The 23,263-nt window shown below is 62.6% G+C and carries 12 protein-coding genes; 1 reads left to right on the top strand and 11 read right to left on the bottom strand.

Features of this window, described 5'->3' with window-relative positions; genetic code table 11:
- Positions 1 to 32: 32 nt before the first annotated feature.
- The 11 genes from M5B98_RS22895 to M5B98_RS22845 all read right to left on the bottom strand — a co-directional run bounded on the left by M5B98_RS22895 (position 33) and on the right by M5B98_RS22845 (position 14,149).
- Complete coding sequence (locus tag M5B98_RS22895) at positions 33 to 1,484, bottom strand: efflux transporter outer membrane subunit (protein WP_248744066.1); 1,452 nt, start codon at positions 1,482 to 1,484, stop codon at positions 33 to 35.
- Complete coding sequence (locus M5B98_RS22890; RefSeq protein ID WP_085733425.1) at positions 1,481 to 2,551, bottom strand: HlyD family secretion protein; 1,071 nt, start codon at positions 2,549 to 2,551, stop codon at positions 1,481 to 1,483. The genes M5B98_RS22895 and M5B98_RS22890 overlap by 4 nt, the downstream gene beginning before the upstream one ends.
- Positions 2,552 to 2,570: 19 nt before the next feature.
- The gene (locus tag M5B98_RS22885) at positions 2,571 to 4,106 is read right to left on the bottom strand and encodes an MFS transporter (RefSeq protein WP_248744065.1); all 1,536 of its coding nucleotides are present in this window, start codon (positions 4,104 to 4,106) and stop codon (positions 2,571 to 2,573) included.
- Between the two features lie 102 nt (positions 4,107 to 4,208).
- Positions 4,209 to 5,126, bottom strand: coding sequence for a LysR family transcriptional regulator (locus M5B98_RS22880; RefSeq protein ID WP_011331856.1), 918 nt, complete (start codon positions 5,124 to 5,126; stop codon positions 4,209 to 4,211).
- 58 nt (positions 5,127 to 5,184) lie between these two features.
- Positions 5,185 to 6,051: an ABC transporter permease gene (locus M5B98_RS22875; protein ID WP_085608535.1), complete on the bottom strand. Its 867-nt coding sequence runs from the start codon at positions 6,049 to 6,051 to the stop codon at positions 5,185 to 5,187.
- A gap of 20 nt (positions 6,052 to 6,071) precedes the next feature.
- The gene (locus tag M5B98_RS22870) at positions 6,072 to 6,932 is read right to left on the bottom strand and encodes an ABC transporter ATP-binding protein (RefSeq protein ID WP_248744064.1); all 861 of its coding nucleotides are present in this window, start codon (positions 6,930 to 6,932) and stop codon (positions 6,072 to 6,074) included.
- A gap of 5 nt (positions 6,933 to 6,937) precedes the next feature.
- Entirely contained in the window at positions 6,938 to 7,963 is a 1,026-nt protein-coding gene (locus tag M5B98_RS22865) for an ABC transporter substrate-binding protein (RefSeq protein WP_248744063.1), read from the bottom strand.
- Between the two features lie 18 nt (positions 7,964 to 7,981).
- Complete coding sequence (locus M5B98_RS22860) at positions 7,982 to 8,878, bottom strand: TauD/TfdA dioxygenase family protein (protein ID WP_248744062.1); 897 nt, start codon at positions 8,876 to 8,878, stop codon at positions 7,982 to 7,984.
- 370 nt (positions 8,879 to 9,248) lie between these two features.
- Positions 9,249 to 10,616: an HlyD family type I secretion periplasmic adaptor subunit gene (locus tag M5B98_RS22855; protein ID WP_085712607.1), complete on the bottom strand. Its 1,368-nt coding sequence runs from the start codon at positions 10,614 to 10,616 to the stop codon at positions 9,249 to 9,251.
- Positions 10,606 to 12,762: a type I secretion system permease/ATPase gene (locus tag M5B98_RS22850; protein ID WP_248744061.1), complete on the bottom strand. Its 2,157-nt coding sequence runs from the start codon at positions 12,760 to 12,762 to the stop codon at positions 10,606 to 10,608. Before M5B98_RS22850 ends, M5B98_RS22855 begins: the two co-directional genes overlap by 11 nt.
- A gap of 34 nt (positions 12,763 to 12,796) precedes the next feature.
- Positions 12,797 to 14,149: a TolC family outer membrane protein gene (locus M5B98_RS22845; protein WP_119428529.1), complete on the bottom strand. Its 1,353-nt coding sequence runs from the start codon at positions 14,147 to 14,149 to the stop codon at positions 12,797 to 12,799.
- Positions 14,150 to 14,509: 360 nt separating this feature from the next.
- Here M5B98_RS22845 and M5B98_RS22840 point away from each other — a divergent pair.
- On the top strand, positions 14,510 to 23,263 hold an 8,754-nt coding region (locus M5B98_RS22840; RefSeq protein WP_248744060.1), incomplete at its 3' end, for a retention module-containing protein.

Raw genomic sequence — 23,263 nt, 5'->3', positions numbered from 1 at the left:
GGCCGGTTTTTTTATTTTTTGCGCTCATACACTCAACGCTGCGCCATCTCCCCCACCGGATACACCGACTCCCATCCCCCACCCAACGCCCGGTACAACCCGACCATCGCCAGTGAAACGCCGGTGGAGCTTTCCACCCATTGCTCCTGGGTCGCGAGCAGTGCGCCTTGTACGGTCAGGACGTTGACGAAGTCGGCCACGCCTTCGACGTATTGCTGTTGCGCGGTGCGCAGGGCGATCTGGTTCTGCCGCACGGCTTCGGCGAGGCTGTCGCGGCGGCGCTGGCTGGCGTTGTAGGCGGTCAACTGGTCGTCGATCTCGTGCCAGGCGCGCAGCACGGTCTGTTGATAACCAATGGCCGCTTCCTGCTGTTGGGCTTCGCGCAGTTGCAGCACGCCGCGCAGGCGGCCGCCGTCGAACAGCGGCAGGCTGAATTGCGGGCCGATGCCGAAGGCCCGCGAGCCCCATGAACCGAAATCACTAAGTTGCATGGCCTGCGAGCCGAGGTTGCCGGACAGGGTGATGCGCGGATAGAAATCGCCCTTGGCCACGCCGATGTTGGCGGTGGCGGCATGCAACCGGGCTTCGGCCTGGCGAATGTCCGGGCGGCGCTCGGCCAGTTGTGACGGCAGGCCGATGGCGACTTGCGGCGGCGACTGCGGCACTGGCGCGTCTGTGGATAATGCTTTGGCCAACGCCTGCGGCGGCTCGCCCATCAACAGGCTGATGGCGTTGATCAGTTGTGCCTGACGTTGCTCCAGCGCCGGCAGTCGCGATTCGATGGCCGCCACTTGCGCGGCCGCTTCGGCCACGTCGAGATCGGTGGCCACGCCGTCGTTGAGGCGCAGTTGCGAGAGTTTCAGGCTGTGCCGCGCGACATCGAGGTTTTGCTCGGTGACGGCGCGGGTGTTCTGCACGCCGCGCAACTGGATGTAGTTCTGCGCAGTGTCCGCGAGTACCGCCAGCAACACACCGCGACGGTCGTTTTCCGCCACTTCGAGGTTGGCATCGGCCGCTTCGGTTTCCCGGCGCACACGGCCCCAGAAGTCCAGCTCCCAGGAGGCGGAGAAACCGGCATCCCACAGGTTGAAGGCGGAATCGCCGTTGTGCCCGGACGGGTCGTTCAAACCTTCGCCGCTGTTGCGTTTGCGGGCATAACTGCCGGTGGCGGCGGTTGTCGGGTAGCGATCAGCGGTGATCACCTGACGTGCGGCGCGGCTTTGTTGCAGGCGGCTGCTGGCCAGTTTCAGGTCGAGGTTGCTGCTCACGGCGCGCTGGGTCAGGGCGGAAAGTTGCGCGTCGTGGAAGACTTCCCACCAGCGCTCGTTCAGGGGTTCGCTGACGGCCTGGCTGGGTGCGGATTTGCCGGGTTTGGCCCACTCGGCAATCTGCGTGGCTTCGGGCTTCTGGAAGTCCGGGCCGACGGTGCAGGCCGCCAACGCTGACAGACTGAGGACAACCGTCAGAGATTGAATGCGCTTCATCGCTGCGTCACCTCACGCACCGATGTCGCCGAGCTTTTGGTATCAATGCTCGCCTCCACCGACATGCCCACCCGCAAGCGCTCGGCCAGTGGCTGGCCCGGTTCCAGCAGGATTTTCACCGGAATCCGTTGCACGACTTTGGTGAAGTTGCCGGTGGCGTTGTCCGGTTTGACGGCGGCAAAGGTCACGCCGGTGGCCGGGGCGATGCTTTCGACGCGACCGCTCAGGGCTTCGCCGCCGAGGCTGTCGACCCGAACGACAACATCCTGTCCGGGTTGCACATCGGTGAGCTGGGTTTCCTGAAAGTTGGCGACTACATAGGCCTGCTTCAAAGGCACCACCGCCAGCAGTTTGCTGCCCGGCGTCACATAGGCGCCGACCCGCACGGCACGCTCGCCGATCATGCCGTCCTGAGGCGCAGTGATGCGCGTGTAGGACAGCTCGAAACTGGCGATTTCCAGTGCCGCCTGCGCCTGTTTCAGGCTGCCTTCGGCGGCATCGCGCTGCGCCGTCAGAATCTCGACCTGTTTGCGCTCCGCAGCCAGTTTTGCCGTGGCGGTGTCCAGCCGCGCAGTCGCCTGATCGATCCGGGTGCGCGCCTGTTGCGCGTTCTGCACGGTGCCGGCACCGACGCCAGCCAGATGGTTGTAGCGGTTCAATTCCTGTTGGGCGAAGGCCATTTCAGCCTTGGCCGAGACCACCGACGCCTGCGCCTGGGCGATCACCGAGGTCTGCCGCTCCAGCGTAGCCTTGGCGTTTTGCAATTGAGCCCGGGCAACCACGGTGTGCGCATCGGCGGCTTCGGCGGCGGCGCGCAGGTCGCGATCATCGATCAGCGCCAGCAATTGCCCGGCCTTGACCTGCTGGTTGTCTTCCACCAGCACTTCCTTGATGAACCCTGCCACACGCGGTACTACCAAGGTGAAGTCGGCGGAGACGAACGCGTCGTTGGTGTTCTGCTGAGTGCGCTTGCCGAACAGGCCCGGCATCGCCAGATACACCAGCACACCGACCGCCAGCGCGGCCGCCACGGCCACCGCGAGTTTTTGCTTTGCTTGAGTCGTCATAAAAAACCTTCTGTTCCAGTCAGGTCGGTGCGCGTGGCGGATAGATCCGCGTCGGCAGCCAGAAAATCAGCAGGATCAGCGCCACTGCGACGCCAGCCATGCACAGGTAAAGATCCGAAGAAGTCAGCACCACCGCCTGTTCGTGCAGGCGATGGGCGAGGCCAGGGTCGTTGCTTGCGGCCAGCGGCGAGTTGCCGAGGCGATCGACCAGCATGGTCGAGTGAAAATGCAGACGCGCGGTGGTCAGCGCCTCGATGACCCCGGTGGCGACCACGGCCGCCAGGCCTTTCACGGTGTTGAACCAGGCCGAAGCGAACGGCCCGTCCTGGGGCTGGATGCTGCCGGTGGAGAGCATCAGCAGCGGCAGCACCGCCATCGGCTGACCGAAAATCTGCAGCCATTGCAGAACGTAGAAATTGTCGCGAATCCACACCGACGTCAGCTGCGACCCGCCCAGGCAGGACAGCACCAGCATGCTCAACCCGATCCCGAGCACCCAGCGGCAATCGACCCAACGCAGATTGCACAGTGCCGCAACCAGCGGCAGCGCGATCAGTTGCGGCAACGCCGCCAGCAGCATGATCGGCGCGGTCTGCACCGGCCGGTAACCCTGCACCTGAGCCAGATAACTCGATGGAATCAGCACCACCGCCAGCAACACCACCAGCACCCCGGCCAGGGTCATCAACGCGAACGACAGGTTGCGGATGCCGAGCATCTGCAACTTGAAAAACGGAATCGGCTGCGACCATTCATGGATCAGAAACGCCACTAGCAGCAGCGAACCGGCACCCAGCAACGCGCAAATCAGGTCCGACTCGAACCAGTCCAGACGATTGCCCTGCAACAGACCGATCACCAGCATGCAGATCGCCGGAAAGCCCAGCAGCAGACCTTTCCAGTTGAAGGTTTTGAGACGCTCCAGGCGCAGCGGATCCTGAGGGATGCCGTAAGCCACCATCGCCATGGCGATCAGGCACGGCACGATGATTTGCCAGAACGTCCATTGCCAGCCGACGTATTCGGTCCACAACCCGGCCAGCGGTGTTCCGAGGCCTGGGCCAAACGTGGCGGTCAGGGCGTAACCGGCGAGGCCGTAAAGCTTGAAGTTGGGCGGCAGAAACCGCAGCGCAACAGTCATCAGCATCGGCGGCAGCGCACCGCCGGCCAGGCCTTGCAGGATGCGCATCAGCAGCAGGCTTTCGTAGTTCGGGGCGAACGGACAGAGCACCCCGAGCAGGGTGAACAGGCCGATGGCGCACAGGGTGAAGCGGCGCAGGGAAAAGGTCACCGAACACCACGGCGCAAACGCCATGGCCGCCACCGAGGTCGCGGTGTAACTCGCGACCAGCCAGGTGCCTTCGTCGTAACCGATGCTCAGGGCGCCGCGAATGTCGGCCAGGGCAACCTTGGTCACCATCTCGTTGAGACCCGACACCAGCACCGCCAGCAGCACGCCGACCAGACCGATGATGATGCGCGCCCCGAACACCGGTGGCGCGGCGGCCATCGGAGCGGCAGCAGCAACCGGCGCCGTGACCGTCAGGGATGTCATGCAGGCAAACTCCGGAGGGAAAAATACCGGAGCATGGTAGTAGGGCTTAGTGCTGACGAAAATTGACTTCTTGGCAGTTTATAAGTGCATCAGACGCAATCGTCAGGGCTGCGCCGCCAGCCAGGTTTCGTCGCAGCAGGTCTTGAGGGTTTCCCGCAGCCAGCGGTGGGCCGGGTCCTTGTCGAATCGCGGGTGCCAGGCCTGGGTCAGCATCAGCGTCGGCAGCGGGATCGGCAGGTCGAACGAGCGCAGCTTCAATCCCAGTCGCCGCACGCTGAGCAGTGCTTCCTTGGGCACCGGCAGGATCAGGTCGGAGTCCGGCAGGGCGAACATTGCCGCGTGGAAACTCGGCGCGATTACGGCCACCCGCCGCTCCAGACCCAGTGCATTCAGTGCGGTGTCGATGGGGCCGCGGGCGATGCCGCGGCGGGACATGCTGATATGGGAAAACCCGGCGTAACGTTCGGCGGTGATCTCGCCATCCAGCAGTGGATGATCCTCGCGTACCAGGCCGACGAAGTGGGTGGAAAACAGGTTCTGCACTTTGACTTCCGGGGTCACCGGACGCGTGTTGCTGACACTCAGGTCGATGCGCCCTTCGCGCAAGGCTTCATCGTCGCCGTCACCCTCGGGGACGAAGCGCAACTCACAGTGCGGTGCCAGTTGATCCAGGGTGTCGAACAGCTTGCCGCCGTACACGCCGACAAAAAAGTCGTTGGCGCGAATGCTGAAGCGCCGGCGCAGAGTGCCCAGCTCCACGGCATCCGCCGAACGAAACAGCAGTGCCGCCTGCTCCACCACATCGCGCACCTGTTCGCGCAGCTCCAGCGCCTTGGGCGTCGGCACCAGTCCCCGGCCGGCACGTACCAGAATCGGATCGCCGATGGCTTCGCGGATCCGTGTCAGCGTGCGGCTCATGGCCGCCGGGCTGAGGTTCATCCGCCGCGCGGCGCCGACCACGCTGCCCTCGTCGAGCAAGGCGTCGAGGGCGACCAACAGGTTCATGTCCGGGAGTTGCATGCTGAGCACTCGTGACTGATCAGGATTGATTCGCACGCAATGCTAGCAGATCAGAAAATCAGCGCTGCATACCCCAGCGTTTCACCGTCACCCGCTCCAGCGTGTCGAACACCAGGTTTTCCACCAGCAGACCGATGAGGATCACCACCGCCAGACCGGCAAACACCTTGTCGGTATACAGCTCGTTGCGGTTCTGGAAGATGTACCAGCCCAGACCACCCTTGCCGCTGGTGGCACCGAACACCAGTTCGGCGGCGATCAGGGTGCGCCAGGCGAAGGCCCAGCCGATTTTCAGCCCGGCGAGGATCGACGGCAGCGCCGCCGGAATCAGGATGAACAGCACAAAGCGCATGCCCTTCAGACCGTAATTACGCCCGGCCATGCGCAGGGTTTCAGAGACCCCGAGAAACCCGGCATACGTGTTCAGCGCCAATGCCCACAGCACCGAATGCACCAGCACGAAAATCAGGCTGTTCTGACCCAGGCCGAACCACAGCAACGCCAGCGGCAACAACGCAATCGCCGGCAGCGGGTTGAACATCGAGGTCAGCGTACTCAGCAAGTCCCGGCCGAATTGGGTCGAGACCGCCAGCGTGGTCAGGGCGAAGGCCAGGACGATGCCGATCAGGTAACCCTTGAGCAGCACCACCAGCGAAATCCACACCTTGCCCAGCAGTTCGCCGCTGAGCAGACCGTCGTAAAGCGCATGACTGGTCTGCAAAAAGCTCGGCAGCAGCAGGTCGTTGTTCTGCACCCGGGCGACCACTTCCCAGAGCACGGCGAGCAGAATCAGGATCACGCTTTTGCGCAGCCAACCCTGTTGCCACAGGCGCTGGCCCAGCGGCAGTTCGCGCTCCACCGGCACGCTGGTCAGCGGTTGCAGATCGTTTTCGAATTCTTGACGTACGGATGATGAATGGCTCATCGGGCAATCCTCCGGGTGGCTCAATAAGCGATGCGAATGTCGTTAAAATCGTGCTCGCGCTCGGTTTCCGGCGACTGCCCTTCATCGAACAACAACCGGTGAATACGCCGCGCCGATTCCTGAAACGCCACGCCACCGAGGCTGTGCAGATCGTATTGATGACTGTGCACTTCCGCCCTCACCCGCCCCGGATGCGGCGACAGCAGCAGGATGCGATTGCCGACCACCAGCGCTTCTTCAATCGAGTGGGTGACGAACAGCAAGGTGAAACGCACCTCCTCCCAGAGCAGCAGCAATTCCTCCTGCATCTTGCGCCGGGTCAGAGCGTCCAGCGCGGCGAACGGCTCGTCCATCAGCAGGATTTTCGGCTGCATCGCCAGCGCCCGGGCAATCGCCACCCGCGCTTTCATGCCGCCGGACAAGGTGTGCGGATAAGCATCGGCGAACGCCGCCAGACCGACCTTTTCCAGATAGTGCAGCGCACGCTCCTCGGCTTCCTTTTTCTTCAAGGTGCGCGAAGCCAGCAGCGGAAACATCACGTTCTGTTTGACGGTTTTCCACGGTGGCAGTTGATCGAACTCCTGAAACACCACAATGCGGTCCGGCCCCGGCGCGTCGACGCGCTGACCTTGCAGACGGATCTCGCCCTCGCACGGCGCAATAAACCCGGCGACGGCTTTGAGCAAGGTCGACTTGCCGCAGCCGGAGGGACCGAGCAGCACAAAACGATCCTGTTGATCCACTTCGAAACTGACCTGGTGCGTGGCACGCACGACGCGCTGCGGCGTGCGGTATTCGAGGCTGACCTGATCGACCGCCAGCAGCGCCTGCGCCGTGGCGATCGGGTTGCTGGCCGCGTGGCCTTGCAAAGGGGCGCTCATCTCGATCAGCTCCCTTGCAGCGGTTTGGCGTCCTGGAAGAAGTAATCCTTCCACGATTCAGGCTTGTTCTTGATCGCGCCGACGCGGTAGAGGAACTCGGCGAGCGGGTAGGTGTTTTTCGGCGTGACGCTGAATTCGAACTGCGGGTTGTCGATGATTTTCAGCAGCTCGGCGCGGTCGATCTTGGCTTTGGTCACGCGGATGTATGTGTCGGCCGCCGCACCTTTGTCGTTCTGCGCAAATTGCGCGGCTTCGGTCAGGGCTTCGACGAACGCCTTGTAGGTTTTCGGGTTCTCGTTGCGGAATTTCTCGGTGGCGAACAGCACGGTCGGCGAGTTCGGGCCGAGCACGTCATAGGAATTGAGTACGACGTGCACGTTCGGATTTTCCAGCGCCTGATCCTGGAACGGCGGGTTGGAGAAATGCCCGGTCAGTTCGGTGCCGCCGGCGATCAACGCGGCGGTGGCGTCCGGGTGCGGGACGGCGATGGTGTACTTGTCGAGACGATTGAATTCCTTGTCGCCCCATTGCTTGGCGGCCGCGTATTGCAGGAAGCGCGACTGCACGGAAACACCAACCGCCGGCACTGCGATGCGGTCCTTCTCGGTGAAATCGGCGATGGTTTTGACCTTGGGATTGTTGCTGACGAGGTAGTACGGGAAGTTGCCCAGCGAGGCCACGGCCTTGACGTTCTGCTTGCCGTGGGTGCGATCCCAGATGGTCAGCAGCGGCCCGACGCCGGCGCCGGCAATGTCGATGGAACCGGAGAGCAGCGCATCGTTGACCGCCGCACCGCCCGACAACTGAGTCCAGTCGACCTTGATGTCGAGGCCTTCCTGCTTGCCGTACTTCTCGATCAGTCCCTGATCGCGCACCACATTGAGCAATAAATAGACAATGCCGAACTGTTCGGCGATGCGGATTTCACCTTCGGCGTGGGCCACCGTCGGCGTCACCAGGCTGCCAGCGATCAGGCTGAAACCGAGGCCGATGGCCGCCGCCAGCGGTGCGAATGGAAGACGTTTGGACATGATCGGATCTCCGGCAAATCAGAAAGGCGCGTCGCCCTGGATGGTGGTGCGATACAGCTTGCGGCGCAGGTACGCCGGGCAGCCGGCGGCAAGGTGGATCAGTGAGCGGTTGTCCCAGAACACCAGATCGTGGGGCTGCCATTGATGGCGATAGATGTTCTGCGGCAGCACGCTGTGGGCGTAGAGCTCGTCGAGCAGTTGCTTGCTCTCGTCTTCCGGCAGGCCGACGATGCGGGTGGTGAAGCCTTCACTGACGAACAACGCCTTGCGGCCGTTTTCCGGATGGGTGCGGACGACTGGGTGCACGACTTCCGCGACCTGAGCCAATTGCTCCGGGGTCAGGGTCGGGCGCCAGTTGCCTTCAAATTTGGTTTCGCTGTAGCGCGCAGTGTAGGAATGCGCAGCCGAGCGGCCTTCGACGGCTTTGCGCAGCGCCTCGGGCAGGCTGTCCCAAGCTTTGTGCATGTCGGCGAACAGGGTGTCGCCGCCTTCGGACGGCAGCTCCTGGGCGTGCAGCATCGAGCCGAGGCTCGGCAGCTCTTTATAGGAAAGGTCCGAGTGCCAGAACTTGCCGGCATCACCGAGGCCGATGTTCTGGCCGTTCTCGACGATGTTGGAAACGATGAGGATTTCCGGGTGATCGGCCAGCAGGAACTGCTTGAGCACATGGATCTGCAACACGCCGAAGCGGCGGCTGAAATCGATCTGCTGTTGCGGGGTGATGCGCTGGTCGCGGAACACCACGACGTGGTGATCGAGGTGCGCGCGGTGAATGCGGGCGAAGTCCTCGTCGTTGACCGGACGGGTCAGGTCGAGGCCAATGATTTCGGCACCGACGGCACCGCTGAACGGGCGGATTTCGAAGGTTTGCGGCGCGGCAGTCGCGGCGCTTGGGGTAGCAGTAGCTGCGGACATCAATCAATCTCCCACGCACGGCGCGTTCAAGGGCGCGCACGTCGATCAGAAACTCACGCTGGATTGCGTGTGGGTTCGTGTCGTGCGGCGCGCCGATTGGTCGGCAGGTACGCAGGAGGCTGACTTTATAGCTATAAGAAGCTTAATTTAAATACCGTTAGCGAATAACGATATGGCGATTGCTTCGGAATGGACTGGATGGTGAGTGACCATTTGCGTCACTTCTGTGCGTAAACAGGCGAATTCACTTACGCCATCGCTGGCAAGCCAGCTCCCACAGATTCCGTGGTGAACACACAAGCTTGTGTCCACCCTAGGTCGCTGTGGGAGCTGGCTTGCCAGCGATGGGGCCCGGAAGACCAATGAAGATCTAACGTTCGTGCAGCGCCTCGGCGCGGGCGCGGATGATCGGCTTGAGCAGGTAGCTCAGCACGGTCTTCTTGCCGGTGATGATGTCCACCGACGCCACCATCCCCGGGATGATCAGCAGCGGCTTCTCGTCAGTACCGAGATGGCTGCGCTCGGTGCGCAGCTTGATGATGTAGTAGGTGGTTTTCTTGTCTTCGTCGGTGATGGTGTCGGCGCCGATCTGCTCCAGCTTGGCCTTCAGGCCGCCATAGATGGTGTAGTCATACGCGGTGAATTTCACCGTCGCATCCTGCCCAGGATGCAGGAACGCGATGTCCTGCGGGCGGATCTTCGCTTCGACCAGCAAGGTGTCGTCCAGCGGCACGATTTCCAGCAGGTCGCTGCCCGGCTGGATCACGCCGCCGATGGTGTTGACCAGCATCTTGTTGACGATGCCCCGCACCGGCGAGGTGACGAGCGTACGGCTGACCCGGTCTTCCAGCGCCTTGCCGGTAGCCTGGGCCTTGTTCAGGTCGGTGCGGGCTTCGTTGAGCTGGGTCAGGGCGTCGCTGCGGAACTTGCCGCGAGTCTCGTCGATCTTGCGCTGGACTTCCTTAATCGCCGATTCGGCACGCGGGATCGCCAGGGTGGTGGCGTCGAGCTGGCCACGGGTTTCCACTTCGGCACGCTTGAGTCGCAGCACTTCCACCGGCGACACCGCGCCCTGGGCCACCAGCGGCTCGGACATGTTGATTTCCTGGCGTTGCAGACCGAGTTGCTGGCGGTACTGCGCCTGCTTCGAGGTGAATTCGCGCAGCTCTTGCTGACGCTGGATCAACTGCTCCTGCAAGCCGCCGACTTCATCGTGCAGTTGCTGACGACGGCTGACGTACAGCGACTCTTCACTCTTGGCCTGACCCGGCACGGCTTTGAGCACGTCCTCGGGGAAATTCAGCGGCCGGTCATCGACCTCGGCGCTCAGACGCTCGACCCGCAGCAGCATCGACAGACGATCGGCCTCGGTTTCACCAACGTTGGAGGCGAAGCGCGTGTCGTCCAGGCGAACCAGCGGCGCGCCGGCCTCGACGATCTGGCCCTCCTTGACGAACAGCTCGGAGACGATGCCGCCCTCGAGGTTCTGGATTTTCTGGATCTTCGACGACGGAATCGCCTTGCCGTCGCCCTTGGTCACTTCGTCGATCACGGCGAAATTGGCCCACAGCATCAGGAACACGAAGAAACCGATGATCGCCCAGATCGTCAGTCGCACCACACGCGGCGCGTCCTCGATCAAGGCCTTGTTGACCTCCGGCAGCGGCTGGCCCTGCAACGATGCGGAGCCCTTGAAGTAGCGACGGATCGAATCCTTGAAACCCGACTTAAGCAACACTGATCTGCCCCTTCTTCAACGCTTCCATCACGGCGGCTTTCGGGCCATCGGCGAGAATCTGTCCACGGTCGACCACCAGCAGGCGATCCACCAGCGACAGCAGCGATGCCCGGTGCGTCACCAGCACCACGGTCTTGTTTTCAACGACTGCAGCCAGACGTTGCTTGAGGCGTTCTTCGCCGGTGTTGTCCATGGCGCTGGTCGGTTCGTCCAGCAGCAGGATCGGCGGATTGAGCAGCAGCGCCCGGGCCAGGGCGACGTTCTGCCGCTGGCCGCCGGACAGGTTCTGCCCGCGCTCGCCGACTTGCAGTTCATAACCCTGCGGGTGCAGGCGGGCGAATTCATGCACGCCGGCCAGTTCGGCGGCTTGCAGCACCAGCTCGTCCTCGACGTAGCGGGCGCCGGAAATCAGATTGTCGCGCAGGGTGCCGGCCAGCAGCTGGATGTCCTGTGGCACGTAACCGATGTTGTAGCGCAGCTCGCTGACGTCGATCTGGCGGATGTCGACGCCGTCCACCAGCAACGCGCCGTCGTCCGGCTGATACAGACCCACCAGCAGTTTGGCCAGCGAGCTCTTGCCCGAGCCGCTGCGGCCGATGATGCCGATCTTCTCGCCGGGACGGATCACCAGGTTGATGTTTTTCAGCGCCGGGTTCTGTTGATCCGGGTAGGTGAAGTTGAGCTGACGGCATTCGATGGCGCCTTGCAGCACCTTGCGGCTCAGCGGGCGCTCTTCGAAATTGCGCTCCTGCGGCAGCTCCATCATCTGGTCGACCGAAGTCATGGTCACCCGCGCCTGCTGGTATCGGGTCAGCAGACCGGACAGCGACGCCAGCGGGCTCAATGCGCGGCCACTGAGCATGTAGCAGGCGATCAGACCGCCCATGCTCAGGTTGCCGGCGATGATCTGGTACACGCCGAAAACGATCATGATCACCCCGGCCAGTTGCTGGATCAGCAGGGTGATGTTCATCGCCAGACCGGAGAGCATTTTCACCCGCAGTTCGAGGCGGCTGAGGGTGCCGATGGTCTGCTCCCACTGATATTGGCGTTCGCTTTCGGCGTTGTTGACCTTCACCGCGTCGAGGCCGGCGAGGGTTTCGATCAGGCTCGACTGACGCTCGGCACCCAGCGCCATGGTGCGCTCCATGGTGGCCACCAGCGGCTTCTGCAACGCATAGCCGATCAGCAGGGCAATCGGGAAGGCCAGCACCGGAATCCACACCAGATGCCCGCCGAGAATGGCGATGACGATGAAGATCAGAATGGTGAACGGCAAATCGATCAGGCTGGTCAGGGTCAGCGAGGCGAGGAAGTCGCGCAGGCTCTGGAACTCGTGGATGTTCTGGGCAAAGCTGCCGACCCGCGCCGGCCGGTATTTCATGGCCATGCCGACGATGCGTTCGAACAGCGTGGCGGAGATGATCAGGTCAGTTTTCTTGCCGGCCAGATCCAGGCACAGGCTGCGCAGGCTCTTGAGGATCAGGTCGAACATATAGGCGCCGGTGATGCCCAGTGCAAGCACCCACAGGGTCGCTTCGGCCTGGTTCGGCACCACGCGGTCATAGACGTTCATCACGAACAGCGGGGCTGCCATGGCGATGATGTTGATCAGGAAACTGGCGGCGATGGCGTCGGCATACAGCCAGCGCGAACGCTTGAGGGTGTCGCGGAACCACGAGCGGGCGCGCGGGATCAGCGTGCCGTGGTTGACGTCGAATTTGTGCTGGGGCTGGGCGAAGAACACCTTGCCGAGGTAGTCATCGGCCAGCAACTCACGGTTGACGAGAGATTCGCCACCATCGGTTTCGCTGAGCAGTACCCGGGCTTCGTTCTCTCCCTGCCAGCCGAGCAGGACGGCACTGCGGCCATCCTTGAGCAGCAACAGCGCCGGCATGGCGATGGCCGGAATTTCTTCCAGCTTGCGTTGCAGCACCCGCCCCTGCAGCCCGGCGCGCGCTGCCGCACGGGGCAGCAGCTCGACACTCAGGCGCTGCTTGGGTAGCGGCAGACCGGTGGTCAGCATCGCCGCGCTGGCGGGTTTCTGGTGCAGCATGCAAAGGGCGAGCAGACCATCCAGTAACGGATCGTCGTGCAACGCGCGTGGATCATGACTGAGATGAACTCGACTGACTTCTGATTCCACGCTCGACACTCTTTAACAGTTGAAAAGGGACAACTCAATTCATCCCGGGCAGTTGAACCTTGGGCTTCACGTCGTTCTGCACAACGGATGCCATCGGTGCGACCACTCCCTGGCTCTTGAGCAACTCGCCCATGGTCGCCTTGATTCGGTATTGAGTAAATAACTGAATGTTCTTGATCTCGGCCAGACGGCGCGAAGCGGTGAACAGTTCGTTTTCACTGTCGAGCAAATCCAGCAGAGTTCGTTCGCCGAGGCTGAACTGGCGCTGGTACGCGGTGCGCACTGCGGTGCTGTGATCAACGTACTGCTGAGCGATCGGCACCTGGGCGTTGGCGTTGTTCAAGGCATTCCAGGCCAGGCCCAGCTCTTCGTTCAACTGGCGCAGGGCGTTGTTGCGGATGTCCAGCGCCTGGTTCGACAGGTAGGACTTGGATTCCAGATCCGCCTTGTTGCTGCCACCGGAGTACAGGTTGAAGCGCATGCGCAGCATGGCCTGCCATTCATTGCTGTGACCGTTCTGGCCGTCGAGATCGTTGTCGGCGGTGCGGCCCAGCTCGGCGTCGAAACGCGGGTAGAAGGTCGACTTGGCGGTTTCGTACTGCTTTTCCGCAGCGGCGATGTCGGACTCGGCCGAACGCAGGATCGGGCTGTTCTCCAGCATCTGCGCGCGGGCCTCATTGAGGTTGGCCGGCATCATCGCCATGAACGGCGCCGGACGCTCCAGTTGATCGGGCATCTGGCCGACGGCGCTGAGGAAGTTGGTTTCCGAGTCGGCCAGGTTGGTCTGCTCGGTGATCAGGTTGTTGCGGGCCTGGGCCATCCGCGCTTCGGCCTGGTCGAGGTCGGCACCGCTGCCGACGCCGCGCTGGGTGCGCAACTGGATCTGATCGTAGATGCGCTGGTGGCTCTTGAGGTTTTCCTCGGCCAGGCGCACGAATTCGCGGCGGGTCAGCACATCCAGATAAACCTGGGCCACGGTCAGCGCGGTGCGCTCGGAGGTGCCGAGCAAGGCATAGGCGCGGGAGTTGACGGTGGCTTGTTGACGCCCGACTTCGCTGGACGTCGCAAAACCGTCAAAAACCATTTGCGACAGTCGCACACTCGACTCACCACGGTTCAGGGTTTCCCAGTGATTGCCACCGCCGTTGGCACGGGTGGTGACGCTGTCGGTGCCTTCACGGCCATAACCGCCGAGCAGGTCGACCTTGGGCAGGTATCCACCTTTGGCAGCCTTTAACTGATAATCCGCAGCCAATCGACTGTTGACCCCTGCCTGGATTTCCGGATGGACATCCAGTGCCTGTTGCATGGCTTCCGGTAAGGATTGTGCTTGAGCAAAAGACGCGGCGAGAGCGAAAGGTAGAGCCTTGAACAGGGGCGAACGCATGGTAAGGAATTCCCAAAACTTCTTGTCGTGAATCACAGCAAATAAGGGTGCTGCGTCGGATGATGGCAACCGGAATGACCGTATGTCGGAAAGTTTAAAACCGGAACTGGATCACATGCTCAAGGGCAAGTCGCCGCGTAAATATCAATGTGACATTAGTGGGGCGATTGTTTAGGATGGCATCCATAAGGTCAATAGTTTGGCATAAAGTTAATAGCGAAAGATTCTAGCCAAAATATTGACGAAGATCAGCGTCAAACTTGATTCACATTTTTTTAAAAGTACGTCCAGACTGAATCGGCGCAGAAAAGCCATCAGGTCTATGGAAGTCAACTGAACGTGACACCCGGAGAGTCTTCAATGAGCAGTGTTGTGGCCATCGTCAAAAGCATTGTCGGTCAGGTTTTCGTGGTGTCCCCAGAGGGCGTCCGTCGCGTACTCGTTGAAGGCGACCGTCTGTTCGCCGGCGATCAGGTCGATACCGGCGTTTCCGGCGCGGTGTCCCTGGAACTGGCTGATGGCCGCACCCTCGATCTGGGTCGTGACACTCAATGGAGCGCCGACACTCCGGACTCCGTCACCGACCTGGCCGAGGCCACTGCGCAGGCCGCGCCGTCCGTTGAAGAACTGCAGCAAGCCATTGCCGCCGGTGTCGACCCGACCACCGCCCTAGAGGCCGCAGCAGCCGGCCCGACCGCCGCTGGTACAGGCGGCGCCGCCGGTGGCGGCCACAGCTTCGTGATGCTCGATGCGACCGCTGGCCGCGTCGATCCGACCATCGGCTTCCCGACTGCGGGCATCAACTCCGGCGGTCAAGCCGCCCAGAACATCACCGGCGGCCAGACCACCGACACCACCGCCAACGCCTTGCGCGACTCGACCCTGAGCCTCAGCGCCACGCCGACCATCACCGAAGCCGGCGGCGTGCTGGTGTACACCGCGACCCTGACCCAGGCGCCGCTGACCGACCTCACTGTCACCCTGTCCAATGGCGCGGTGATCGTGATTCCGGCCGGTTCCACCACCGGCACCGTCAACGTGCCGCTGGCCCCGAATGACACGGTCTACAACGACGCCAGCCAGATCAACGTGACCGTCACCGGCACCACCGGCGGCAACGGCATTACCGTCACCGTGCCGACCACCCCGGCCGTGACCCAGGTCACCGACACCATCGACACCACCACCGTCACCCTGACGGCGGGCAGCAGCGTCACCGAAGGTGGCCAGATCACCTACACCGCGACCCTGACCAACCCGGCGCAGACGCCGGTCACCGTCACCCTGTCCAACGGCTCGACCATCACCATCGGCGCCGGCCAGACCACCGGCACCGTCAACGTTCCGACCGCGCCGAATGACGTCTACAACAATGGCAGCACCGTCACCACCACCATCACTGGTGCCACGGGCGGCAACTTCGAGAATCTGGTGCCGAACCCGACGCCAGCCGTTACCAATATCGTCGATTCGGTCGACACCACCAACCTGACCCTGACCGCGACCGGCACCGTGGTCGAGGGTGGCCAGATCACCTACACCGCGACGTTGACCAACCCGGCGCAGACGCCGGTGACCGTCACCCTGTCGAACGGCTCGACCATCACCATCGAAGCCGGCAAGACCAGCGGCAGCGTCAACGTGCCGACCGCACCGAATGACGTCTACAACAACGGCGGCACCGTCAGCACCACGATTACCGGTGCCACGGGCGGCAACTTCGAGAATCTGGTGCCGAGCACCACGCCGGCGACCACCACCGTCACCGACTCCATCGACACCACCAATCTGTCGCTGAGCGCCACCGGTTCCGTGGCCGAAGGCGGCTCGATCGTTTACACCGCGACACTGACCAACCCGGCTGGCACGCCAGTGACCGTGACGTTGAGCAACGGCTCAGTCATCACCATTGAAGCGGGCAAGACCACCGGCACCGTGACCGTTCCGGCGCCGGCCGATGACGTCTATAAAGACGCCGGCAAGGTCGAAGTCAGCATTACCGGCACCACTGGCGGCAATTTCGAGAACCTGGTGCCGAGCACCGTTCCCGCCGTGACCGAAGTCACTGACACCATCGACACCACCACGGTAAAACTCACCGCGACCGAAACCGCAGCCGAAGGTGGCACTGTCACCTACACCGCTACCGTTGGCGCGCCGGTGACCGGTTCGCCTGTGACCGTGACCCTGGCCAACGGTCAGCAGATCACCATCGAAGTCGGCAAGACCACCGGCACCGTGACCACCACCGCGCCGAATGACGCGCTGACCGGCAATCCGCCCCTGACCAACTCGATCACCGACGTTACGGGCGGCAACTACGAAAACCTCGTAGCCGACAAGACCCCGGTTTCGACCACGGTCACCGACACCGTCGACACCACCAACCTGACCCTGAGCTCCACTGGCTCCGTGGCCGAGGGCGGGTCGATCGTCTACACCGCGACCCTGACCAATGCCGCCGGCTCGCCAGTCACCGTGACCCTGTCCAATGGCGCGGTGATCACCATCGAAGCCGGCAAGCTCACCGGCACCGTGACCGTTCCGGCCCCTGCCGACGACGTCTACAAGGACGCCGGCAAAGTCGAAGTGACCATCAAGGATGCATCCGGCGGCAACTTCGAGAACCTCGTTCCGAGCACTGTCCCGGCGGTTACCGAAGTGACCGATACCATCGACACTTCGACCGTGAAACTGACCGCTGACACTTCGGTCGCTGAAGGCGGCACCGTCACTTACACCGCCACCGTTGGCGCACCGGTGACTGGCTCCCCGGTCACCGTGACGTTGGCCAACGGTCAGCAAATCACCATCGAAGTCGGCAGGACCACCGGCAGCGTGACCACCACCGCACCGAACGATGTACTCAACGGCCACGCGCCGCTAACCAACTCGATCACTGACGTGAGCGGCGGCAATTACGAAAACCTCGTGGCTGACAAGACCCCGGTTTCGACCACGGTCACCGACACCGTCGATACCACCAATCTGACGCTGAGTGCGACTGGCTCCGTGGCTGAAGGCGGCTCGATTGTCTACACCGCCACGCTGACCAACCCGGCGGGCACTCCGGTGACCGTGACCTTGAGCAACGGCTCGGTCATCACCATCGAGGCTGGCAAAACCACTGGCACCGTGACTGTTCCGGCTCCGGCTGATGACGTCTACAAGGATGCGGGCAAAGTCGAAGTCAGCATTACCGGTACAACCGGCGGCAATTTCGAGAATCTGGTGCCGAGCACCGCTCCGGCCGTCACCGAAGTCACCGATACCATCGACACCACCACGGTGAAACTCACCGCGACCGAGTCGGCAGCCGAAGGTGGCACTGTCACTTATACCGCCACTGTTGGCGCGCCAGTGACCGGCTCGCCAGTGACCGTGACCCTGGCCAATGGTCAGCAAATCACCATCGAAGTGGGCAAGACCACCGGCACCGTGACCACCACCGCGCCGAATGACGCGTTGAACGGTCACGAACCACTGACCAACTCGATCTCTGACGTGAGCGGCGGTAACTACGAAAACCTCGTGGCCGACAAGACCCCGGTTTCGACCACCGTCACCGACACCGTAGACACCACCAATCTGACGCTGACCGCCACTGGCTCCGTGGCCGAGGGCGGGTCGATTGTTTACACCGCGACCCTGACCAACCCGGCCGGCACCCCGGTGACCGTGACCTTGAGCAATGGCTCGGTCATCACCATCGAAGCGGGTAAAACCACCGGTACCGTAACCGCTCCGGCTCCAGCCGATGACGTCTACAAGGATGCCGGCAAGGTCGAGGTGACCATCAAGGATGCGTCCGGCGGCAACTTCGAAAATCTGGTGCCAAGCACCGTTCCAGCCGTCACCGAAGTCACCGATACCATCGACACCACCACGGTGAAGCTCACCGCGACCGAGTCGGCAGCAGAAGGTGGCACTGTCACTTATACCGCCACTGTTGGCGCGCCAGTGACCGGATCGCCGGTGACCGTGACCCTGGCCAATGGTCAGCAAATCACCATCGAAGTCGGTAAAACCACCGGTACCGTCACCACCACAGCGCCGAACGATGCGTTGAACGGCCATGCACCGCTGACCAACTCGATTACCGACGTAAGCGGCGGCAACTACGAGAACCTGGTCGCCGACAAGACTCCGGTCAGCACCACCGTGACCGACACCATCGACACCACCAACCTGTCGCTGACCGCGACCGGCTCCGTGGCCGAGGGTGGTTCGATCGTTTACACCGCGACCCTGACCAACCCGGCTGGCACGCCGGTGACCGTGACCTTGAGCAATGGCTCGGTCATCACCATCGAGGCTGGTAAAACTACCGGCACCGTGACCGTTCCGGCCCCAGCCGATGACGTCTACAAGGACGCCGGCAAGGTCGAAGTGACCATCAAGGACGCGTCCGGTGGCAACTTCGAAAACCTTGTTCCAAGCACCGTCCCTGCCGTGACGGAAGTCACCGATACCATCGACACCTCGACCGTCAAACTGAGCGCCGATACATCGGTGGCCGAGGGCGGAACCGTCACCTACACCGCGACGGTCAGTGCGCCTGTGACCGGTTCGCCAGTGACTGTCACTTTGGCCAACGGCCAGACCATCACCATCGAAGTCGGCAAGACCACCGGTACCGTCACCACTACCGCACCGAACGATGCGTTGAACGGTCATGAACCGTTGAACAACTCGATCACTGATGTGAGCGGCGGCAACTACGAAAACCTCGTGGCTGACAAAACCCCGGTCAGCACCACCGTGACCGACACCGTCGACACCACCAATCTGTCGCTGACCGCGACCGGTACCGTGGCCGAGGGCGGTTCGATTGTTTACACCGCTACCCTGACCAACCCTGCCGGCACCCCGGTGACCGTGACGTTGAGCAACGGCTCCGTCATCACCATTGAAGCAGGCAAAACCACTGGTACCGTGACCGTTCCGGCTCCGGCCGATGACGTCTACAAGGACGCTGGCAAAGTCGAAGTGACCATCAAGGATGCGTCCGGCGGAAACTTCGAAAACCTGGTGCCAAGCACTGTTCCAGCGGTTACCGAAGTCACCGACACCATCGACACCACCACGGTCAAACTGACCGCGACCGAGTCGGCAGCAGAAGGTGGCACCGTCACTTACACCGCCACTGTTGGCGCACCGGTGACTGGTTCGCCAGTCACCGTGACGCTGGCCAATGGTCAGCAGATCACCATCGAAGTCGGTAAAACCACCGGCACCGTCACCACCACCGCACCGAACGACGCGTTGAACGGCCACGAACCGCTGACCAACTCGATCACGGGTGTCACTGGCGGCAATTACGAGAACCTGGTGGCTGACAAAACTCCGGTCAGCACCACCGTGACCGACACCGTCGACACCACCAATCTGACCCTGAGCGCCACTGGCTCCGTGGCCGAGGGCGGTTCGATTGTTTACACCGCAACTCTGACCAACCCGGCTGGTACCCCGGTGACCGTGACCCTGTCGAACGGCGCGGTGATCACCATCGAGGCTGGTAAAACTACCGGCACCGTTAGCGTTCCAGCTCCGGCGGACGACGTATACAAGGACGCGGGCAAAGTCGAAGCCACCATTTCGACGGCCACCGGTGGCAACTTCGAGAACCTGGTGCCAAGCACCGTTCCGGCCGTGACTCAGGTCACTGACACCATCGACACCACCACGGTCAAACTGACTGCGACCGAGTCGGCGGCTGAAGGCGGGACCGTTACTTACACCGCGACTGTGGGCGCACCTGTGACCGGTTCGCCAGTCACCGTTACCCTGTCCAACGGTCAGTCGATCACCATCGAAGTCGGCAAGACCACCGGCACCGTGACCACCAACGCACCTAACGATGCGCTGAACGGCCATGCACCGCTGACCAACTCGATTACCGACGTAAGCGGCGGCAACTACGAGAACCTGGTCGCCGACAAGACACCGGTCAGCACCACCGTCACCGACACCATCGACACCACCAATCTGACGCTGAGCGCGACCGGCACCGTGGCTGAAGGCGGCTCGATTGTCTACACCGCCACGCTGACCAACCCGGCGGGCACTCCGGTGACCGTGACCTTGAGCAACGGCTCGGTCATCACCATCGAGGCTGGCAAAACCACCGGTACCGTGACTGTTCCGGCTCCGGCTGATGACGTCTACAAGGACGCCGGCAAGGTCGAAGTCACCATCAAGGATGCAACCGGTGGCAACTTCGAGAACCTGGTGCCGAGCACTGTTCCGGCCGTGACCGAAGTCACCGACACCATCGACACCACTACGGTCAAACTGACCGCGACCGAGTCGGCGGCGGAAGGCGGCACCGTCACCTACACCGCGACTGTTGGCGCTCCGGTAACCGGTTCCCCGGTGACCGTGACCCTGGCCAACGGGCAGCAAATCACCATCGAAGTCGGCAAAACCACCGGCACCGTGACCACCACCGCGCCAAACGATGCACTCAACGGTCACGAACCGCTGACCAACTCGATCACCGGCGTGAGCGGCGGCAACTACGAAAATCTGGTCGCCGACAAGACCCCGGTCAGCACCACCGTGACCGACACCGTCGACACCACCAACCTGACCCTGAGCGCGACGCCGGAAGTCAACGAAGGTGGCCAGATCACCTACACCGCGACCCTGACCAACGCCGCCGGCACCCCGGTGACCGTGACGTTGAGCAACGGCGCCGTGATCACCATCGAAGCCGGCAAAACCACCGGCACCGTGACCGTCGACGCACCGAAGGACGACGTCTACAAGGACGCCGGCACCGTGGAAACGACCATCAAGGGCGCCACCGGCGGCAACTTTGAAAACCTGGTCACCAGCACTGCCCCGGCTGTCACCACCGTCCACGACACCATCGACACGTCCACAGTATCGCTGACCGCTACCGCCAACGTCGCCGAAGGCGAAACCGTGGTCTACACCGCGACCGTGACTGCGCCAGTGACCGGCTCGCCGGTCGTGGTGACCCTGTCCAACGGCCAGACCATCACTATCGCCGTGGGCGAGACCACCGGCACCGTGAACTTCGTCGCGCCGAACAGCCCGCTGGCGGGCGGCAGCTCGCTGAGCGTGACCATCGACAAGGCCACCGGCGGCAACTACGAGAACCTGGCGGTCGACAGCAAACCGGCCAACACCTCGGTATCGGACACTGTCGACACCACCAACCTCAACCTGACCGCCACCGACTCGGTGGCCGAGGGTGGTTCGATTGTCTACACCGCGACCCTGACCAACCCGGCCGGCACCCCGATGACCGTGACCCTGTCGAACGGCGCCGTCATCACCATCGAAGCCGGCAAGACTACGGGCACCGTGACCGTTCCGGCTCCGGCCGATGACGTCTACAAGGATGCGGGCAAAGTCGAAGCGACCATTTCGACCGTCACCGGCGGCGGTTTCGAGAACCTGGTGCCGAGCACCGTTCCGGCCGTGACCAACGTCACCGATACCATCGACACCACAACGGTGAAACTCACCGCGACCGAAACCGCTGCTGAAGGTGGCACCGTTACCTACACCGCGACTGTTGGTGCTCCGGTGACGGGTTCTCCGGTTACCGTGACCCTGGCCAATGGTCAGCAAATCACCATCGAGGTCGGTAAAACCACCGGCACCGTGACCACCACTGCGCCAAATGACGCGCTGAACGGTCACGAGCCGCTGACCAACTCGATCACCGGCGTGAGCGGCGGCAACTACGAGAATCTGGTGGCTGACAAAACTCCGGTCAGCACCACCGTGACCGACACCATCGACACCACCAACCTGACCCTGAGCGCTACCGGCTCCGTGGCCGAAGGCGGTTCGATCGTCTATACCGCGACCCTGACCAACCCGGCGGGCACTCCGGTGACCGTGACCTTGTCGAACGGCGCCGTGATCACCATCGAGGCCGGTAAAACTACCGGCACCGTTAGCGTTCCAGCTCCGGCGGACGACGTATACAAGGACGCGGGCAAAGTCGAAGCAACCATTTCGACGGCCACTGGCGGCAACTTCGAGAACCTGGTGCCGAGCACCGTTCCGGCGGTGACTCAGGTCACTGACACCATCGATACCACCACGGTCAAACTGACTGCGACCGAGTCGGCGGCTGAAGGCGGCACAGTCACCTACACCGCGACTGTGGGCGCACCTGTGACCGGTTCGCCAGTTACCGTGACTTTGTCCAACGGTCAGCAAATCACCATCGAAGTCGGCAAGACCACCGGCACCGTGACCACCACGGCGCCGAACGATGCGCTGAACGGTCATGCTCCGCTGACCAACGCCATCACCAATGTCAGCGGCGGCAACTACGAAAATCTGGTCGCCGACAAAACCCCGGTCAGCACCACAGTGACCGACACCATCGATACCACCAACCTGTCGCTGACCGCGACCGGGACCGTGGCCGAGGGTGGTTCGATCGTCTACACCGCGACCCTGACCAACCCGGCCGGCACGCCGCTGACCGTGACGTTGAGCAACGGCGCCGTCATCACCATCGAAGCCGGTAAAACCACCGGTACCGTAACCGTTCCGGCCCCGGCCGATGACGTCTACAAGGATGCCGGCAAGGTCGAAGTCACCATCAAGGATGCAACCGGTGGCAACTTCGAGAACCTGGTGCCAAGCACCGTTCCGGCCGTCACCGAAGTCACCGACACTATCGACACGACGACCGTGAAGCTCACTGCTTCCGAAACCGCCGCCGAAGGTGGCACCGTTACTTACACCGCGACCGTGGGCGCGCCGGTGACTGGCTCGCCAGTGACCGTGACCCTGTCCAACGGTCAGCAAATCACCATTGAAGTGGGCAAAACCACCGGCACCGTGACCACCACCGCGCCGAACGATGTGCTGAACGGCCACGCGCCGCTCACCAACGCGATCACCAACGTGACCGGTGGCAACTACGAGAATCTGGTTGCTGATAAAACTCCGGTCAGCACCACCGTGACCGACACCATCGACACCACCAACCTGTCGCTCACCGCGACCGGCACCGTGGCCGAAGGCGGCTCGATCGTCTATACCGCGACCCTGACCAACCCGGCCGGCACTCCGGTGACCGTGACCCTGTCGAACGGCGCGGTGATCACCATCGAA

This window comes from Pseudomonas sp. MWU12-3088 (genome assembly GCF_023242405.1).
GTDB lineage: Bacteria > Pseudomonadota > Gammaproteobacteria > Pseudomonadales > Pseudomonadaceae > Aquipseudomonas > Aquipseudomonas kribbensis.
The sequence above is the reverse complement of the archived record's forward strand: the minus strand, read 5'-3'. Positions and strand labels throughout refer to the sequence as shown.

Bases quoted from the DNA above. Each gene is read 5' to 3' on its own strand.
- M5B98_RS22895 (WP_248744066.1), bottom strand. From the start codon at position 1,484: ATGAAGCGCATTCAATCTCTGACGGTTGTCCTCAGTCTGTCAGCGTTG.
- M5B98_RS22890 (WP_085733425.1), bottom strand. From the start codon at position 2,551: ATGACGACTCAAGCAAAGCAAAAACTCGCGGTGGCCGTGGCGGCCGCG.
- M5B98_RS22885 (WP_248744065.1), bottom strand. From the start codon at position 4,106: ATGACATCCCTGACGGTCACGGCGCCGGTTGCTGCTGCCGCTCCGATG.
- M5B98_RS22880 (WP_011331856.1), bottom strand. From the start codon at position 5,126: ATGCAACTCCCGGACATGAACCTGTTGGTCGCCCTCGACGCCTTGCTC.
- M5B98_RS22875 (WP_085608535.1), bottom strand. From the start codon at position 6,051: ATGAGCCATTCATCATCCGTACGTCAAGAATTCGAAAACGATCTGCAA.
- M5B98_RS22870 (WP_248744064.1), bottom strand. From the start codon at position 6,932: ATGAGCGCCCCTTTGCAAGGCCACGCGGCCAGCAACCCGATCGCCACG.
- M5B98_RS22865 (WP_248744063.1), bottom strand. From the start codon at position 7,963: ATGTCCAAACGTCTTCCATTCGCACCGCTGGCGGCGGCCATCGGCCTC.
- M5B98_RS22860 (WP_248744062.1), bottom strand. From the start codon at position 8,878: ATGTCCGCAGCTACTGCTACCCCAAGCGCCGCGACTGCCGCGCCGCAA.
- M5B98_RS22845 (WP_119428529.1), bottom strand. From the start codon at position 14,149: ATGCGTTCGCCCCTGTTCAAGGCTCTACCTTTCGCTCTCGCCGCGTCT.